The organism is Actinomycetospora flava, assembly GCF_037400335.1.
In the GTDB taxonomy this organism is placed as follows: domain Bacteria; phylum Actinomycetota; class Actinomycetes; order Mycobacteriales; family Pseudonocardiaceae; genus Actinomycetospora; species Actinomycetospora flava.
This window is the reverse complement of the sequence record NZ_JBBEGM010000010.1, coordinates 261,693-278,366: the sequence shown is the minus strand read 5'-3', so window position 1 is coordinate 278,366 and position 16,674 is coordinate 261,693. Positions and strand designations below refer to the sequence as shown.

Below are 16,674 nucleotides of genomic sequence, written 5' to 3'. Positions count from 1 at the left end.
CTCGTTGACTGTCGTCCGGCCTGTGCTGTGTACTCACCGTCAACAGGGGCCGCGCTGACACCACGTTCGGTCCAGTAGTCGGGGTATCGCGAGTACGTCGGGTGACGGACGGGAGCGTGCCGTGGGCGTGGACGTGGGCGTCAGCGTCGAGATCAGCGTCGATGTGGTCGTCGTCGGCGCCGGGCCCGTCGGCCTGACCGCCGCGGTCGAGCTCGCGCGGCGCGGGGTGCGGGCGCGGGTGGTCGAGAAGCTCGCCGCGCCGCGGGGCTACGCCAAGGCCGTCGGGCTCCAGCCGCGCACCCTGGAGCACTGGGAGCGCAGCGGCATGCTCACCGCGGCGCTCGACGAGGTGCGCACGATGCGCGGCAACGTCGTCTACCGCGACGGCGCGGCGGTCGCGCGCACCGAGCTCGCGCTGCCCCCGGACGTGCCCTTCGGGTTCACCGCCCTGCCGCAGTACACGACCGAGCGCCTGCTCGCCGAGGAGCTGCGCCGGCACGGAGGATCGGTCGAGCGCGCGACGGAGCTCGTCGGCTTCGAGCAGGACGCCGACGGGGTGACGGTGCGGCTGCGCACGCCCGCCGGCGAGGAGACGGTGCGGACGTCGTACCTCGTCGGCGCGGACGGCGCCCACAGCGTGGTCCGCAAGGGCCTCGGCCTGCAGTTCGAGGGCGACGCCTTCGACGAGGAGTACATGCTCGGCGACGTCGTCCTGGACTGGGCGATGCCCGCGGGCTACGGCGTCCGCTGCACGCGCGCGCAGCCCGACGGCCCCGACGACATCCTCGTCGCGATCCCCCTGCCCGGCGCCGGGCGCTACCGGGTCTCGATGCTCGCGCCGCCCGAGCTCTCGACCCGCGCCGCCGGCGGCGTCGCCCACGGGTTCGAGGGCGGCCACGCCCCGGAGCTGCACCACCTCCAGGCCGTCGTCGACCGCCTCGCCCCGCAGCGGACGACCGTGTCCGACCTGCGCTGGTCGTCGGTGTTCCGCATCAGCCACCGGCTCGCCGACCGCTACTCCGACGGGCGCGTCTTCATCGCCGGCGACGCCGCGCACATCCACCCGCCGACCGGCGGGCAGGGCATGAACACCGGCATCCAGGACGCCGTCAACCTCGCGTGGAAGCTCGCGCTCGTCCTCGACGGCGTCGCCGCGCCCGGCCTGCTCGAGAGCTACCACGTCGAGCGCCACCCGGTCGGCGAGGAGGTCGTCGGCCGCACCACCCGCCACGCCCGCGAGGGCTTCGACGCCGAGGAGCCGGCGGCCATGCTGCGGCGCGAGGCGCAGCTGCTCGTGAACTACTCCGACAGCCCGATCGTCGCGTCGGTCGGCGAGACCCTCGGGGTCGCGCCCGGCGACCGCGCGCCCGACGCCCGCGGGCTGCGGCGCCCGGCGGTGACCGACCCCATCCGGCTGCACGCCGTGCTCGCGGCCACCGAGCACGCCCTGCTCGTCTACGTCGACGACGTCGCCCAGATCGCCGAGGTGAACGCCGCTCGGGTCCACGCCGCCACCGTGCCGCTGCCGCTGCGCGTGCACGTGGTCGTCGGCCCGGACCTGGGCGCCGTGCTCGCCGACGCCGGCGAGCCGTGCCTCGTCGACAGCGTCGGCGACCTCGCCGCCGTGTACGGGATGGGCGGCGGCGACGCGGTGCTCGTGCGCCCCGACGGCTACGTCGGCTGGACCGCGCGCCCGATCGTCACCGCCGAGTTCGCGGCGTACCTGCAGTCGCTGGTGGGGGCGGCCGATCAGGTGCCGCAGTAGGTGACGTACCCCGTGGCCGACGGGTCGCCCTTCGCGTAGTCCTCGAGACCCGCCCGCTCCTCGTAGGGACGCGAGACGACGTCGACGAGCCGGTGGAACGGCGCGGGGTCCCCGGCGACCGCGGCGTCCAGGGCCGCCTCGACGTGGTGGTTGCGCGGCACGTAGACGGGGTTGACGCGGTCCATCGCGTCGGCGGACTCCCCGGCCGGGCGGTCCTGCTGCTCCAGCGCCGACCGCCAGCGCGCGAGCCACGCGTCGACGGCCTCGCGGTCGACGACGAGGTCGAGCACCGGGGACGCGTCGCCCCGCGCGGCGCTCGACAGGCCGCGGAAGAAGCGGGTGTGGTCCGGCTTCTGCTCGGCCATGAGCGCGACGAGCTCCTCGACGAGCTCCCGGTGGTCACCGGTGAGGCCGAGCTTCGCGTGCAGCCCCGCCGAGCGGTGCCGGCCGAAGCGCTCTGCGAACGACGACACGACCTCGGTGGCCGCCGGGATCGCGTCCTCCGGGTCGTCCTCGATGAGGCCCAGCAGCGACTCCGCGAACCGGGCGAGGTTCCACTGCGCGGCCTGCGGCTGGTTGCCGTACGCGTAGCGGCCGCCGTGGTCGATCGAGCTGAACACCGTCGACGGGTCGTAGGCGTCGAGGAAGGCGCAGGGCCCGTAGTCGATGGTCTCGCCGGAGATCGTCATGTTGTCGGTGTTCATGACGCCGTGCACGAAGCCGACGTCCATCCACTGCGCGACGAGCGCCGCCTGCGCCTCGACGACCGCCTCGAGCAGGGCGAGCGCCGGCCGCTCGGCCTCGGCGGCCTCCGGGTGGTGGCGCGCGATCGCGTGCTCGGTGAGCCGGCGCAGCACGTCGGCGTCGCCGGTGGCCGCCGCGTACTGGAACGTGCCGACGCGCAGGTGGCTGGACGCGACGCGGGCGAGGACGGCGCCGGGCAGCGGGCGCTCGCGCATCACCCGCTCGCCGGTGGTGACGACGGACAGGGCGCGCGTGGTCGGGATGCCCAGCGCGTGCATCGCCTCCCCGACGACGTACTCGCGCAGCATCGGACCGAGCGTCGCCAGCCCGTCGCCGCCGCGGGCGAACGGCGTGCGGCCCGAGCCCTTGAGGTGCAGGTCGCGGCGGCGTCCGTCGGTGCCGGTGATCTCGCCGAGCAGCAGCGCGCGCCCGTCGCCGAGGCGGGGTGAGTAGTTGCCGAACTGGTGGCCGGCGTAGGCCATGGCGACCGGGGTGGCGCCCGCGGGCACCGCCGCGCCGGCGAGCACGGCGACACCCTCGGGCCTGCGCAGCGCCTCGGCGTCCAGGCCGAGCTCGCCGGCCAGCTCGTCGTTGAGGGCGACCAGCTCCGGCGACGGGGCGGGCGCGGCCTGCCACGGCTGGTAGAGGCCCCCGAGGTCCCGGACGAACCAGTCGTCGAGGGTGACGGGCGACGCGGCGACGGTCATGTGTCCGAGGCTAACCGTGTGTTCGGGGACGTATGCCTGATCAGCGTCGTGATGCGGACCAGCGAGGGGCTGCGCGGGGTCGACCCGAACCCGAAGCGGACCGGCGGCGACACCGGCGCGAGCGGGCCCTGGTCGGCGCCCTCCCAGCGCACGGAGGCGGCGGTGACCCGGTGCAGGTCCCGCGCCCCGTAGTACTCGCGGCGCCCGCCGCCCGCGCTGCCGACCGTGCGCACGCCGGGCAGCACGCGCCGGGCCACGGCGTCGATCGCGGCGATCCACGCGGGTGCGGTCGCGAGCGGGCGCGGGACCGCGCGCAGCAGCCACCCCAGCGGCGGGCGCCTGCCGACCCGCAGGGTCAGCTCGAGGTCGGCGGTGGTGACGCGGTGCTCGCCGATGCCGGCGACGTGGCTCACCGGGCCCAGGCGCGTCTCGTCGAACGTGTACGTGGCGCCCACGAAGTCCGCGACGTCCTCGTCGGGTGCGAGCAGGATGCGGCGGCCGTCGGGGCGTTCGACCATGACGTCGGTGAACGCCCCGAGTGGCGAGGACGGCCAGTGCCCCACCACGGCGCGCAGCCCGCCCGCCGTGCCGACGCCGGCGATCCAGCCCTCGAAGCGGTCCATGCCCGGGGCTACCCGCTCACCCCCGCACGGGCAGCGCCCGGGTGCACACTTCATGACACTCGATGACACCAATTCGGGCCCGAGCGACTAACCTCACCGGCCATGACGGTCCCGGAGGCGACGCGTGCCCCCCGCGGGCGACGGCCGATGAGCGACCGGCGCCGCGGCCAGCAGCGCCTGGAGATCTCCCGCGAGGCCGTGCGGCTCTTCCGTGCGCAGGGCCTCGCGGCCACCAGCGGTGAGCAGATCGCGGAGGGCGTGGGGGTGTCGGTGCGCACCCTGTGGCGCTACTTCCGCAGCAAGGAGAGCTGCGTCGAGCCGCTGCTCTCGCAGTCCGCCGACGCCTTCGTCGCGATGCTGCGCCGCTGGCCGCGCGAGCGCTCGCTCGAGGACCACATGGTCGCCGACGCCCGCGTGTCGGCGCCCGCGTCGCCGGGTGACGACGAGGCCGCGCTCGCGGTGATCGCCATGTCCCGCACCGAGCCGGCGTTCCGCGCGATCTGGCTGGTGGTGCACGAGCGCACCGAGGCCGTGCTCGCCGAGGTGATCGCCGACCGTCTCGGCCGCGCACCCGACGAGCTCGCCGTGCGCGTCCAGGCCGCCACGCTCGGCGCCGCCCTGCGCATCACCACCGAGGACTACGCGGTGGCGCTCGCCGAGGGGGTCGCGATCACCGGCGAGGACGTGGTCGCCCGGCTCACCGAGGCGGTGCGGGCGGCCACCCACGGGGTGATCGGCGAGGCGGTCACCTGACCTGCGTGGTCACCCAGTGCTCGAGCGTCGAGAACGCGGCCTGGTGCCCGAGCGAGCCGTCCGGGCCGGTGTCGAAGGCGTGGTCGGCGAAGGGGATGTCGACCTGCGCGGTGTCCGCCCCGGCGGCGCGGGCGGCCTCGAGGAACCGGGTCGCGCCCTCCGGCGGGACGAGGTGGTCGCGGGCCGGTACGACCGCGAACGTCGGCGGCGCGCCGGGGCCCAGGGCGTCGACACCCGTGACGGCGCGGTAGCGGTCGGGCATCTCGTCGGGCGTGCCACCGGTGTAGCCGACGGCGAAGCGCTGGGCGCCCTGCCCGCGGCGCCAGGTGTCCGCGAGGTCGACGGCGGGATAGATCGTCGCGATCGCCGCCGGCCGGGGCACCGGGACGGGCGAGCTGCACGCCGAGGGCTGGGTGCCGGCCGCGGCGCGGTAGCCGACGGAGACCGCGAGCTGGCCGCCCGCGGAGTCGCCGCCCAGCACGATCCGGCGCGGGTCGCCGCCCTGCTCGGCCGCGTGCTCGGCGACCTGCGCGAGCGCGCAGGCGACCTGCGGACCCGCGACGTCCCAGGTCGGGCGGCCCGGCTCGGCGAGCGTGTACTCCACCGAGATCGCGAGGAAGCCCGCGTCGGCCATGCGGCGCATGTCGGCGGCGCGGTCGAGCTCCGAGCCCGTCGCCCAGCCGCCGCCGTGCACCCACACGAACACGGGCGCCGGGCCGGCCGCGTTGCGGGGACGCGTGATCGCGAGGTGGAGGTCCTGGCCCTGCGGGGTGGTCGTGTAGACGGTGCGCGCGTCGGGCGCCGAGCCGTCGGGCGGGCCGGCGAGGGTGAGCGCCCGCCACGGGTCGACGCTGCCGCCGCCGGCCAGCGTCGCGGTGACCACGGCGCCGACGGCCCCGGCGAGCACGAGCGTCGCGATCGTCGCGGCGACGGCGACCGTCGTGGTGAGGGCCCGTCGCGTGCTCGGGCGCCGCGCCAGCCACGCGCCGACGGTCACGACGACGCCGAGGAGCACGAGCAGCGGGCCCCACACGACCACGATCCGCTTCGAGGGCTCGGCGCCGAACAGGTCGGTCTGCGGCGCGAGCGCGGTGATCGCCGCGGCGAGCAGGAACAGGGTCGCGAGGGCGAGGACGACGAGGAGCGCGACGGCGGGGGCGCGTCCCCGCGCGTTCGTGTCCTGGTCCGCCACAGCCTCCACGTACCCAGGGTGCACCGGGTGGTGATGCGCACTTTCGGGTGCCCTGTCACTCGCGTGCAGGGGTGTCCGGCGAGAAGATCACGCGCATGGCTCGCACCGTCGCCGACCAGCTCATCGAGGTCCTGATCCAGGCCGGCGTCCGCCGGATCTACGGGCTGGTCGGGGACAGCCTCAACCCGATCGTCGACGCCGTGCGCCGCTCGGGCGGTGCCGAGCAGGGCGGCGTCGACTGGATCCACGTGCACAACGAGGAGGCCGGCGCGCTGGCCGCGGCCGCCGAGGCGCAGCTGACCGGCACGCTCGCCGTCTGCGCCGGCAGCTGCGGGCCCGGCAACACGCACCTCGTCCAGGGCCTGTACGACGCGCACCGCTCGGGCGCGCCGGTGCTCGCGATCGCGTCGCACATCCCGTCGCTGCAGATCGGCACCAACTACTTCCAGGAGACGCACCCCGAGCGCCTGTTCGTCGAGTGCTCCTCCTGGGTCGAGCTGATCTCCCGGCCGGAGCAGATGCCGCGCCTGCAGCGCATCGCGATGCAGACCGCGCTGGCCGACCGCGGGGTGTCGGTGCTCGTGCTGCCCGGCGACATCACCGCCCTGCCCGCCGCGCACCCGACCGGCCGGGGCGACCTCGTCGCGCCGTCGTCGGTCGTCCAGCCCGCCCCCGACCGCGTGGATGCCCTCGCCGAGCGGATCAACGGCGCGCGCACCGTGACGCTGTTCGTCGGCGCCGGGGTGCGGGAGGCCCGCGACGAGGTGCTCGCGCTGGCCGAGCGGGTGAAGTCGCCGGTCGGGCACTCGCTGGGCGGCAAGGAGTGGATCCAGTACGACAACCCCTACGACGTCGGCATGAGCGGGCTGCTCGGGTACGGCGCCTGCTTCGAGGCGAGCCACGAGGCCGAGCTGCTCGTGCTGCTGGGCACCGACTTCCCCTACGACGGGTTCCTGCCGCAGGCGCGCACCGTGCAGGTCGACCGCGACGCGCGGCACCTCGGGCGGCGGACCGTGCTCGACCTCGGCGTGGAGGGCGACGTCGGCGCGACCCTGCGCGCGCTGCTCCCGCTCGTGGAGGAGAAGACCGACCGCGCGTTCCTCGACGAGATGCTGCGCCACCACGCCGACGCGCTCGAGCACGTCGTCGACGCCTACACGCAACGCGTCGAGGACCACCGACCCGTGCACCCCGAGTACGTCGCGTCGGTGCTCGACGACGAGCTCGACGACGACGCCGTCGTCACCGTCGACACGGGCATGTGCAACGTCTGGGCCGCGCGCTACATCTCGCCGACCGGGCGTCGGCGCATCCTCGGCTCGTTCCGCCACGGGACGATGGCCAACGCGCTGCCGCACGCGATCGGGGCGGCGGTGTCGCAGCCCGGGCGTCAGGTCGTGTCGATGTCCGGGGACGGCGGGCTGACGATGCTGCTCGGCGAGCTGCTGACCGCCGTCGAGCAGGACCTCGACCTCACCGTCGTCGCCTTCAACAACGGCTCGCTGGGCATGATCCGCCTGGAGATGATGGTCGCCGGCTTCCCGTCGTTCCAGACCGACCACGGCCCCGCCGACCTCGGCGCGATCGCCCGCGCGGCCGGGCTGCACGCGGTCACCGTGTCGGATCCCCGCTCGCTGCGCGCCGGTCTGCGGGAGGCGCTCGACCACCGCGGCCCGTCGCTGGTCGACGTGCGCACCGACCCCAACGCGCTGTCGATCCCGCCGCACATCACCGCCGAGCAGGTCCGCGGCTTCGCGCTCGCGGGCATGCGCACGGTGCTCGCCGGCGGCGTCGGGAAGATGGTCGACCTCGCCCGCTCGAACCTGCGCTCGGTCCCGCGCCACCCCCTGCGCTGAGCCGTTCCCTCGTACCAGCGATGCGGCATTGCCGGCGTCTGACGCCAGGATCGCCACATCCTCGCCGGCGCGACACGCCGTGGTGGGCGTGGTCCGGGGTGTCTCAGCGTGGCGGCCACGCTGACGTCAGACGCCAGGAAAGCCCCCACGATCACCGGCGGGCGCGGAGAGGCGTCGCCGGGGGCGTCGCGACTGGCTACCGTCACGGGGCATGCCCTATTACCAGTTCACCGCCCCCACCGGCAGCGCCGTGCTCGCGCACCGGGCCGAGATCGCCGCGGCGTTCACGAAGGTCCACGGCGAGGTCACCGGCGCGCCGAGCGCGTACGTGCAGTGCTCGTTCACCGAGGTCTCGCCGGACAGCATCTTCACCGCCGGGGAGCCGACCTCCGCGCCGCGCATGGTCGGCCTCATCCGCGAGGGCCGGACGAAGGAGACCCGCGGGAAGCTCCTGAACGGCCTCGCCGACGCCTGGTGCGCGATCACCGGCGACGCCAGGGAGGAGATCGCGCTCTTCCTCGTCGAGATACCGGGCGCGAACGTCATGGAAGGCGGCGTGATCCTGCCGGAGGCGAGCGAGGACCCGGGCGCGATCGCCTGATCCGCGCTACCGGTCGAGGCCCCCGGCGAGGGTCGTGAAGGCGTCGGTGACCTCGGCGCGCAGCACGTCGATGGGCGGCGCCGCGTCGTCGGCGCGCTCGAGCCAGCGGTCGAGCACGACGCGCAGGGCCGCGAACGCCGTGGTCGCGCAGAGGCGGACGTAGGCGTCGTCGGGGCCGTCGAGCCGCTCGGTGATCGCCGCCGCCAGCGCCCGCTCCTGCGCGGCGAGCACCGAGAGCTGCTGGGGGAGCAGCGACGGCGCGCGCCGGATGAGGCGCAGGACGGCGACGTGCTCGTGGCCGGCGACGTCGTCGCGGTCCATCACCTCGAGCACCGCCTCGCGCAGCGCGGTCAGCACCGACTCCGCCGCCGGGCGGGCGCGGAAGCGCGCGACGACCGCCTCCGCGCCGAGCGCCGCCGTCGCGAGCACCGCCTCCTCCTTGCTGGAGAAGTAGTTGAAGAAGGTGCGCCGCGCGATGTCGGCCTCGTCGGCGATGCGCTCGGCGGTGACGTTCTCGACGCCGTCGCGCAGCGCCAGGCGCAGGGCGGCCTGGCGCAGCGCGGCGCGGGTGGCGAGCTTCTTGCGCTCGCGCCGGCCGTCCGGGGCGGCGGTGGTCATGCCCAGGTCACCGGCAGCGCGTGCACGCCGAAGATCAGCATGTCGTTGCGCAGCGGGACCTCCTCGGCGGGCACGGCCAGGCGCAGGTCGGGCAAGCGGGTGACGAGCTCCTCGACGCCCACGCGCATCTCGGCGCGGGCGAGCTGCTGGCCGAGGCACTGGTGGATGCCGTGGCCGAACGCGAGGTGCGGCGAGCGGGGGCGGTGGACGTCGAGGCGGTCGGGGTCGTCCCAGTGGCGGGGGTCGCGGTTGGTCTCGGGGGTGCCGAGCACGACCGTCTCGCCCGCGACGATCGTCACGCCCCCGATGGTGACGTCCTCGGTGGCGACGCGGCTGACGCCGAGCTGGATGATCGAGCAGTAGCGCAGCAGCTCCTCGACGGTGCCGTCGATCAGCGAGGGGTCGGCGCGCAGGGCGGCGAGCTGCTCGGGGCGCTCGAGCAGCGCGAACATCCCGAGGGCGAGGTTGTTCGCGGTGGTCTCGTGGCCCGCGCCGAGCAGCACCAGCGTCATGTCGATCAGCTGGGCGTCGGTCAGCGGCGGGTCGGCGTCGTGTACCAGGCCGGAGAGCAGGTCGTCGGTGCGCGCGGCACGCTTCGCGGCGACGAGGCCGGCGATGAACGCGTAGAGCTCGCCGCCGGCGCGGGCGCGGTCCTCGTCGCTGGACGTCGAGCTGAGCGCGACGGCGGTGTTGCGCTGGAACGTCTCGCGGTCGGCGTAGTCGACGCCGAGCAGCTCGCAGATCATCAGCGACGGCAGCGGCAGCGCGTAGGAGGGCACGAGGTCGGCGGACGTGCCGGCCGCCCGCATCGCCTCGATGTGCTCGACGGCGATCTCGCGCAGCCGCGACTCGAGCGCCCGCATCCGGCGCACCGTGAACTGGCCGGTGAGCAGGCTGCGCAGCCGCGTGTGCTCCGGCGGGTCCATGAAGATGAACATGCCGTCCTGGCGCTCCGGGACGTCGACGGGGCAATAGCCCGAGGACGCCTGTTCGGCGGTCATCTGCGTCGCGTCGGGGTGGCGGATGCGGTCGTTCGAGAAGCGGCTGTCGGCGAGCACCGCGCGCGCCTCGTCGAAGCCGGTGACGAGCCACGCCCGCGCGCCGTTGGCGAGCGGCAGCGGCTGCACGGGGTCGCCGTCGCGGCGCGCCACGAGCCCGGGCGCGGGGTCGAACGGGCAGCGCGCGTCGCGCTCGAGGAGGTCGGCGGGCATCACGCCGCGCATCGCCGTGGGGGAGCTGGTCGCGGTGTCGGTGGTGTCGTCCACGAGCCCGACCGTACGTACTTGATGCACGGCGTGCACCGATGCACACCGTGCATGAAATCCCCGTGCAGCCTGGCGCCGTGTTCATGATCGTGGGGGCCCTCCTGACGTTGAACGTCAGCGTGGCCGCCACGCTGGAACACCCCGCACCACGCCGACAGAGCAACTCGGCGTGTCGCGCGAGCGAGGATGTGGCGATTCTGGCGTGAGGCGCCAGCAATGCCGCATCGCTCGTGTCAGCCGGGGGCGTGGACGTGGGTGACGCGGTGGCGGCCACGCAGGCGCACGACGTCGACTTCGGTCCAGTGAGCCGCCTCGGACTCGCCGGCGCGGGAGGTCGCGGCGTCGGAGGCGGCGACGCGGCCGGGCAGGCCTTTGGCGACGTCGCAGAGGCGGGCGGCCTCGTTCACCGGGTCGCCGATCACCGTGTACTCGTAGCGGCGGGCGTCGCCGATGTTGCCCGCGACGGCCGGGCCGGCGGAGACCCCGATGCCGGCGCCGGGGTCGCGGCCCTCGAGGCGCTCGGCGAGGTCGCGCGCCGCGGCGAGGGCGGCGGCCGCCGGGTCGGCGTGGTCGTCGGGCGCCCCGAACACCGCGAGGACCGCGTCGCCCTCGAACTTGTCGATCCAGCCGCGGTGGCGCTCGATCACGTCGACGACCTCGGTGAAGAAGGCGTTGAGCACGGCGACGACCTCCTGGGGAGGGCGGTCGAACGCCATCTCCGTGGAGCCGATGATGTCGACGAACACGACGGCGACCTCGCGCACCTCGCCGCCCAGCTCGATCTCGTCGGCGACGGCGGCCTGCGCGACCTCCTGCCCGACGTGGCGCCCGAAGACCTCGCGGACGTGGTCGCGCTCGCGCAGCCCGGCTGCCATCTCGTTGAAGCCGGCCTGCAGCATCCCGAGCTCGGTGGCGTCCGAGACCTCCACGCGGGCGTCGAGGTCGCCCTCCTGCACGCGCCGCAGGGCGTCGCGGACCGCCATCACCGGCGTCGTCATCGCCGTCGACGTCAGCGCGGTGAGCAGGAGCCCCACGGCCAGCGACACCACCGCGAGCACGAGCACGACCACGCCGAGGCGGGTGACCGTGTAGTAGTCGCGGAACAGCAGGGACGCCGCCGCGGCGAGCGCGATGCCGAGCACCGGCACCCCGGTGCCGAGCAGCCACGCGCCGAGCGAGCGGGCCGCGACACCGGGGATCACGCCGAGCCGCTGGGGCGGGTCCTCGGCGAGCACCCGGGCGACCTCGCCGCGCAGCGTCAGCTCCGAGAGCCGGTAGCCGACGGCGACGGTCGCGATGCCGCCGAGCGCCACCACGCACCCGACGGTCAGGGCGACGGTGAGCGAGAAGCGGGCGTTGATCGTGACGAAGAGCAGGACGGCGAGCATCCACGGGACGGCCTGCACGACGGTGATCCGCATCGGGGCGGCGAGCACGGCCCGGCGCGCCAGGCGGCGGTGGCGCGCCCACGCATCCGCGTCGTCGGCGGACGCCGGCGGCGGCGGGACGCGCACCCACGCGTAGCCCCACCCGAGCCCGACGAGCACCGCGGCGGCGAGGTAGAAGCCGAACGCCCAGAGGTTGCGGGCGAGGGCCCCCTCGAGGTCGGCGACGAGCGACTGGGTAGGCAGCACGTACCCGGCGAGCCCGAGCACGATGGCGGCCCCGACGACGTTGGACACGACCACCTGCGCGCCGACCATCGCCTTCGTCGCCGGCCGGAAGTCCTGGTGGACGGTGCCGCGGCCGTCGGCCGGTCCACCCGACGACGCCCCACCCGCCGACCCCCCGGCCGACGCTCCGACCGACCCTTCCGCGGACACGGTCGTCATCCCCCGAGCCTAGCCATGCGGTACCGGCGGTACCGCATACGCCGGGGGTCGGGCGGCGGACGCCACCCGACGGAGATCGTTGCCCTGCGTGGTCACGGTCGTCCGCGGACACCGCCGAACGCGTGGCACGCGGGCGCCGAGGTGTGCGCCGCGTCATCACTGCTGGTCGGCTGGTGATCGACGACGCGCAGATGTTGCTCACTCACCGCGGATTCTTGATCTGTTCCAGAAAAGGGGCGACACTGCGAGCCGTGTCACCGCCGGCCCGGACCCGCCCCACCGCCTCTCGGGGGGCTCGACAGGTCCGGGAGCCCGGCTCCACCGCATTGACAGCTCAGTGACCCGGAGGACTTCCTCGTGTCCGAACACGTGACCCGCGAGACCGAGATGAACACGCAGGACGCGGGTGGCTGCCCGGTCCACGCGGGTCGTCTCGCGCACCCCACCGAGGGTGGCGGCAACGTCGACTGGTGGCCGAACCAGCTCAACCTGCGTGTCCTGCGCACGCACACCCAGGTCTCCAACCCCCTCGACGAGGGCTTCGACTACGCCGAGGCCTTCAAGACCGTCGACCTCGACGCGCTCGCCGCCGACGTCGACCACGTCCTGACCACCTCGCAGGACTGGTGGCCCGCCGACTTCGGCCACTACGGCGGCTTCATGATCCGGCTGGCGTGGCACTCGGCCGGCACCTACCGGCTCGCCGACGGCCGCGGCGGCGCGGGCATGGGCCTGCAGCGCTTCGCCCCGCTCAACAGCTGGCCGGACAACGGCAACCTCGACAAGGCGCGCCGCCTGCTGTGGCCGGTCAAGCAGAAGTGGGGCCAGAAGGTCTCCTGGGCCGACCTGCTGATCCTCGCCGGCAACCGCGCCCTCGAGACCATGGGCTTCACGACCTTCGGCTTCGCCGGCGGCCGCCCCGACGTGTGGGAGCCCGACAACGAGACCTACTGGGGCCCCGAGAACTACTGGCTCGGCGGCGACCAGCGCTACACCGGCGACCGCCAGCTCGAGCAGCCCCTCGGCGCGTCGCAGATGGGCCTCATCTACGTCAACCCGGAGGGCCCCGACGGCAACCCGGACCCGCTGGCCGCGGCCCGCGACATCCGCGAGACCTTCGGCCGGATGGCGATGAACGACGAGGAGACCGTCGCCCTCATCGCCGGTGGCCACACGTTCGGCAAGACCCACGGTGCGGCCGACCCCGACCAGTACGTCGGCCCCGAGCCCGAGGGCGCGTCGATCGAGGAGCAGGGCCTCGGCTGGCACCAGAAGTTCGGCAAGGGCAAGGGCCGCGACACCATCACCTCCGGCCTCGAGGTCACCTGGACCTCCACGCCGGCGCAGTGGAGCAACGGCTACTTCGACAACCTCTTCGGCTACGAGTGGGAGCTCCACAAGTCGCCGGCCGGCGCCTGGCAATACCGCCCGGTGAACAACGGCGGCGCCAACACCGTGCCGGACCCGGAGACCGGTGAGCTGACCCGCCAGCCGACGATGCTCGTCACCGACGTCTCCCTGAAGGTCGACCCGGTCTACAAGGAGATCTCGCAGCGGTTCCACCAGAACCCCGACGAGTTCGCCGACGCGTTCGCCCGCGCCTGGTACAAGCTGACCCACCGCGACATGGGCCCGATCCAGCGCTACCTCGGCCCCTGGGTGCCGCACGAGACGCTGATCTGGCAGGACCCGGTGCCCGCGCACGACGGCCCGCTTGTCAGCTCCTCGGAGATCGCGGACCTGAAGAAGCAGATCCTCGACTCCGGCGCGAGCGTCTCCTCGCTCGTCAAGGCCGCGTGGGCGTCGGCGTCGACGTTCCGCATCGGCGACAAGCGCGGCGGTGCCAACGGCGCCCGCGTGCGTCTCGACCCGCAGATCGACTGGGAGGTCAACGACCCCCAGGAGCTGCGCCGGACGCTGTCGACCCTCGAGGACGTCCAGAAGGCGTTCAACGCCTCGGGCACCCAGGTCTCGCTGGCCGACCTCATCGTCCTCGGCGGCGTCGCGGCGGTGGAGAAGGCGGCGAAGGACGCGGGCCACGACATCAGCGTCGGGTTCACCCCGGGCCGCACCGACGCGTCGCTCGAGTGGACCGACGTCGACTCGTTCACCCACCTCGAGCCGAAGGCCGACGGCTTCCGCAACTACCTCGGCAAGGGCCACGCGCTCCCCGCCGAGTACCTGCTGGTCGACCGCGCCAACCTGCTCAACCTGTCGGCGCCGGAGCTGACGGTGCTCGTCGGGGGCCTGCGTGTCCTCGGCGCCAACACCGGCGGCTCGACGCACGGCGTGCTCACCGAGCGCGTCGGGCAGCTGACGAACGACTTCTTCGTCAACCTGCTCGACGGCAACACCCAGTGGGCGGGCGTGGCCGAGGAGGACGGCATCTACGAGGCCCGCGGCGCCGACGGCGAGGTCCGCTGGACCGGCACCCGCAACGACCTCGTGTTCGGCTCGAACTCCGAGCTGCGCGCGATCGCCGAGGTCTACGCGTCCTCGGACGGCGCCGAGAAGTTCGTCCGCGACTTCGCGAAGGCGTTCGACAAGGTCATGCAGCTGGACCGCTACGACCTGAACTGATCACCTGACGGAACGAGGGACGCCCCGGCTGCGCACGTCGCAGCCGGGGCGTCCCTCGTTCCGGGGGCCTACTCCTCGGTCGGCAGCCAGGCGCCGTGCAGACCCAGCGGCACCCGCACCGGGATGCGGACGCGGGCGACCGGCCCGGCCGCGGGGTCGGCGGCGGCGAACACCACGAACCAGCTCGAGCGGTCGGTGCGGTCGGTGGCGAACGTGACCCACCAGCCGTGCGAGGAGTCGGTGTCGCCGGGCCGCGGCACGAAGCACGGCTCGCCGACCGAGAGGTCGCCGGCGTCCCAGGTCTCGGTGCGTCCCGTCGCGGGATCGAGCCACAGCACCGCGTCGAACTCACCGTTCGCGAGCGACGCGCGGCCGGTCTTCGTCCCGAGCGCGATCACGCCGTGCGGCCGGCCCAGCAGCCGGTCGTCGACGCGCGGGAACTCCATGCCGTGCGGGTCGGTGAGGAACCGGCGGGTGATCGACCCCGCCACCGGGTCGATCTCGGCGCGCGAGATCCCGCCGACGACCGGGCTCGTGTCCGGCGAGAGCCCGCCCGGCCGGGACCACGTGACGAGGTCCAGCACGACGCCGCCGGCTGCGCCGTCGGCGGTCGGGGGGAGGTCGAAGGCGTTGGCGTTGTGCCAGCTCCAGAACGCCTCGGTGTGCGCCCACCGCACCGGGCCGCCGTCGCGGGGGATCAGCGCGATGCGGGTGCCGTCCTCCGGACGCCACGCGAGCAGGGAGCCGCCGCGCATCGCGGCGGCCATGTCGAAGTACAGCGGACCGAGCACGAGCACGAGGAAGCGCTCGGTGATCGCCATGTCGTGGATCATCACGGGCTCGTCGACGCCGGGGACGGCCGTGGGCGCCCGCCGTGTGCCGCCGTCCGGGCCCAGCATCGCCCAGGTGAGGTACGGCGGCTCGAGCCCGTAGCAGAACACCGCCATCTCGCCCGTGCGCGGATCGACCTTCGGGTGGGCGCAGAGCCCGGCGGGCAGCGATCCGCCGAAGGTCTCCTTCCCGATCGTCGCGAGCTCCGCGGTCAGCGCGTACGGCGGCGCCGACTCCGCGAGCGCGAGCAGCCTGCCGCCGTGGCGGACGACGTTGATGTCGGGCAGGTCCTTCGCGACCCCGGCGAGCGAGGGCCCGACCTCGTCCGCGCCCGGCGTGTAGCCGGTCATCAGGCCGCCCCACAGCGCGCGGCCGGCGCCGATCTCCGCGTCCAGCATGGGCGTGTGCACGAAGCGGTTCGCGTACCGCGCCGTGCCGCCCGACACCCACAGGCCGTGCACCATCCCGTCGCCCTCGAGGGGATAGATGTACGAGCCGAGCGGGGTGAAGCGCGGGTTGGGGCCGTTGCGGACGTACATGCCGTCCATCTCGGGCGGCAGCTCGCCGGTGACCTCGAGATCGCCGGCGTCGATCTCGTCGATCACCGGCTCGAAGGTCCCGGACAGGTGCGGGTCGTGGGCGGCGTCGACGGGCGGGGGGCCGCTGGGCGCGGTGGTGGTCATGCGGCGCTCGCTTCGTGCGCACCGTGGGCCTCGCGCGCCTGTCGCGCCGCGTGCTCGGGGTACCAGCTGGTGATCTTGACGGCGACCACGATCGCGACGACCGGGACGACCCAGTTGAAGACGTCCGGGCTCGCGCCGAGGTAGCCCACCGCCGCGTCGCAGAGCGCGTTGAGGACGAAGACGCCGCCCCACAGGCCGGTGAGCACCCGGTTGACCTTCTTGAAGGTCGGCGTGTTCCACACCTCCCGCGGCGCCTGCTTCTTCGCGTAGAACTCGGTGAACGGGCGGCCGACGGCCAGCGAGCCGAGGGCCACCACGGCGATCACGATGCTCGACAGCAGCTGGGCCCGGTCCTCGATCGGCTGCAGCGCCGCGCGGTCGAGCACGAGCGCGAGCACCACGAGCACGGCGAAGAACAGGAGCGCGGCGGCGTCGAGGATGCTGATCGACCGGCTCCGCCGCCAGTCCGGCACCGCGAGCACGAGCGAGCAGAGGAACGCCGCGAGCGCCGCCCACATCCACGTGCTCGGACCCGCGATCACCGAGAAGACGATCCAGGGCACGAACCCCAGGAAGATGGCGGCCTTCTGCACGATGCCTCCTGCCGACGATGATGACTCTCCG

13 protein-coding genes are annotated in these 16,674 nt (G+C 74.2%); 5 read left to right on the top strand and 8 right to left on the bottom strand.

Annotated features, from left to right (window positions below):
- Positions 1-121 precede the first annotated feature (121 nt).
- Entirely contained in the window at positions 122-1,765 is a 1,644-nt protein-coding gene (locus WCD58_RS23320; RefSeq protein WP_337705472.1) for an FAD-dependent monooxygenase, read from the top strand.
- Here WCD58_RS23320 and WCD58_RS23315 read toward each other — a convergent pair.
- Positions 1,750-3,216, bottom strand: coding sequence for a protein adenylyltransferase SelO (locus WCD58_RS23315; RefSeq protein WP_337705471.1), 1,467 nt, complete (start codon positions 3,214-3,216; stop codon positions 1,750-1,752). The two genes, WCD58_RS23320 and WCD58_RS23315, sit on opposite strands and share 16 nt — an antisense overlap.
- Positions 3,213-3,839 carry a hypothetical protein gene (locus tag WCD58_RS23310; RefSeq protein ID WP_337705470.1) on the bottom strand — a complete coding sequence of 209 codons (627 nt, stop codon included), beginning with the start codon at positions 3,837-3,839 and terminating at the stop codon, positions 3,213-3,215. Before WCD58_RS23310 ends, WCD58_RS23315 begins: the two co-directional genes overlap by 4 nt.
- Positions 3,840-3,941: 102 nt before the next feature.
- On the opposite strand from WCD58_RS23310, the gene WCD58_RS23305 reads away from it, so the two are divergent.
- The gene (locus WCD58_RS23305; RefSeq protein WP_337705469.1) at positions 3,942-4,592 is read left to right on the top strand and encodes a TetR/AcrR family transcriptional regulator; all 651 of its coding nucleotides are present in this window, start codon (positions 3,942-3,944) and stop codon (positions 4,590-4,592) included.
- Here the strand turns inward: WCD58_RS23305 and WCD58_RS23300 are convergent.
- The gene (locus WCD58_RS23300) at positions 4,585-5,793 is read right to left on the bottom strand and encodes an alpha/beta hydrolase (RefSeq protein ID WP_337705468.1); all 1,209 of its coding nucleotides are present in this window, start codon (positions 5,791-5,793) and stop codon (positions 4,585-4,587) included. The two genes, WCD58_RS23305 and WCD58_RS23300, sit on opposite strands and share 8 nt — an antisense overlap.
- An 86-nt stretch (positions 5,794-5,879) precedes the next feature.
- Here WCD58_RS23300 and WCD58_RS23295 point away from each other — a divergent pair, with 86 nt between their 5' ends.
- Both WCD58_RS23295 and WCD58_RS23290 read left to right on the top strand, forming a co-directional pair.
- Positions 5,880-7,640 carry a pyruvate dehydrogenase gene (locus WCD58_RS23295; RefSeq protein ID WP_337705467.1) on the top strand — a complete coding sequence of 587 codons (1,761 nt, stop codon included), beginning with the start codon at positions 5,880-5,882 and terminating at the stop codon, positions 7,638-7,640.
- A gap of 211 nt (positions 7,641-7,851) precedes the next feature.
- Positions 7,852-8,241: a tautomerase family protein gene (locus tag WCD58_RS23290; protein WP_337705466.1), complete on the top strand. Its 390-nt coding sequence runs from the start codon at positions 7,852-7,854 to the stop codon at positions 8,239-8,241.
- Between the two features lie 6 nt (positions 8,242-8,247).
- Here the strand turns inward: WCD58_RS23290 and WCD58_RS23285 are convergent, their stop codons facing one another.
- From WCD58_RS23285 to WCD58_RS23275, 3 genes are all read right to left on the bottom strand, one after another.
- Positions 8,248-8,859, bottom strand: coding sequence for a TetR/AcrR family transcriptional regulator (locus WCD58_RS23285; protein ID WP_337705465.1), 612 nt, complete (start codon positions 8,857-8,859; stop codon positions 8,248-8,250).
- Positions 8,856-10,124 carry a cytochrome P450 gene (locus WCD58_RS23280; RefSeq protein ID WP_337705464.1) on the bottom strand — a complete coding sequence of 423 codons (1,269 nt, stop codon included), beginning with the start codon at positions 10,122-10,124 and terminating at the stop codon, positions 8,856-8,858. Before WCD58_RS23280 ends, WCD58_RS23285 begins: the two co-directional genes overlap by 4 nt.
- 233 nt (positions 10,125-10,357) lie before the next feature.
- Entirely contained in the window at positions 10,358-11,956 is a 1,599-nt protein-coding gene (locus tag WCD58_RS23275) for an adenylate/guanylate cyclase domain-containing protein (RefSeq protein WP_337705463.1), read from the bottom strand.
- 387 nt (positions 11,957-12,343) lie between these two features.
- On the opposite strand from WCD58_RS23275, the gene katG reads away from it, so the two are divergent.
- The gene (gene katG / locus WCD58_RS23270) at positions 12,344-14,536 is read left to right on the top strand and encodes a catalase/peroxidase HPI (protein ID WP_337705492.1); all 2,193 of its coding nucleotides are present in this window, start codon (positions 12,344-12,346) and stop codon (positions 14,534-14,536) included.
- A 68-nt stretch (positions 14,537-14,604) separates the two neighbouring features.
- Here katG and WCD58_RS23265 read toward each other — a convergent pair whose 3' ends face one another.
- Entirely contained in the window at positions 14,605-16,050 is a 1,446-nt protein-coding gene (locus WCD58_RS23265; RefSeq protein ID WP_337705462.1) for a carotenoid oxygenase family protein, read from the bottom strand.
- On the bottom strand, positions 16,047-16,643 hold the full coding sequence (locus WCD58_RS23260) for a DUF3159 domain-containing protein (protein ID WP_337705461.1): 597 nt from the start codon (positions 16,641-16,643) through the stop codon (positions 16,047-16,049). Before WCD58_RS23260 ends, WCD58_RS23265 begins: the two co-directional genes overlap by 4 nt.
- Positions 16,644-16,674: the final 31 nt, after the last annotated feature.

Excerpts from the sequence above, each read along its gene's own strand:
- WCD58_RS23310 (WP_337705470.1), bottom strand. The coding sequence starts at position 3,839 with ATGGACCGCTTCGAGGGCTGGATCGCCGGCGTCGGCACGGCGGGCGGG.
- WCD58_RS23265 (WP_337705462.1), bottom strand. The coding sequence starts at position 16,050 with ATGACCACCACCGCGCCCAGCGGCCCCCCGCCCGTCGACGCCGCCCAC.
- WCD58_RS23290 (WP_337705466.1), top strand. The coding sequence starts at position 7,852 with ATGCCCTATTACCAGTTCACCGCCCCCACCGGCAGCGCCGTGCTCGCG.
- WCD58_RS23285 (WP_337705465.1), bottom strand. The coding sequence starts at position 8,859 with ATGACCACCGCCGCCCCGGACGGCCGGCGCGAGCGCAAGAAGCTCGCC.
- WCD58_RS23275 (WP_337705463.1), bottom strand. The coding sequence starts at position 11,956 with ATGACGACCGTGTCCGCGGAAGGGTCGGTCGGAGCGTCGGCCGGGGGG.
- WCD58_RS23305 (WP_337705469.1), top strand. The coding sequence starts at position 3,942 with ATGACGGTCCCGGAGGCGACGCGTGCCCCCCGCGGGCGACGGCCGATG.
- WCD58_RS23315 (WP_337705471.1), bottom strand. The coding sequence starts at position 3,216 with ATGACCGTCGCCGCGTCGCCCGTCACCCTCGACGACTGGTTCGTCCGG.
- katG (WP_337705492.1), top strand. The coding sequence starts at position 12,344 with ATGAACACGCAGGACGCGGGTGGCTGCCCGGTCCACGCGGGTCGTCTC.
- WCD58_RS23295 (WP_337705467.1), top strand. The coding sequence starts at position 5,880 with ATGGCTCGCACCGTCGCCGACCAGCTCATCGAGGTCCTGATCCAGGCC.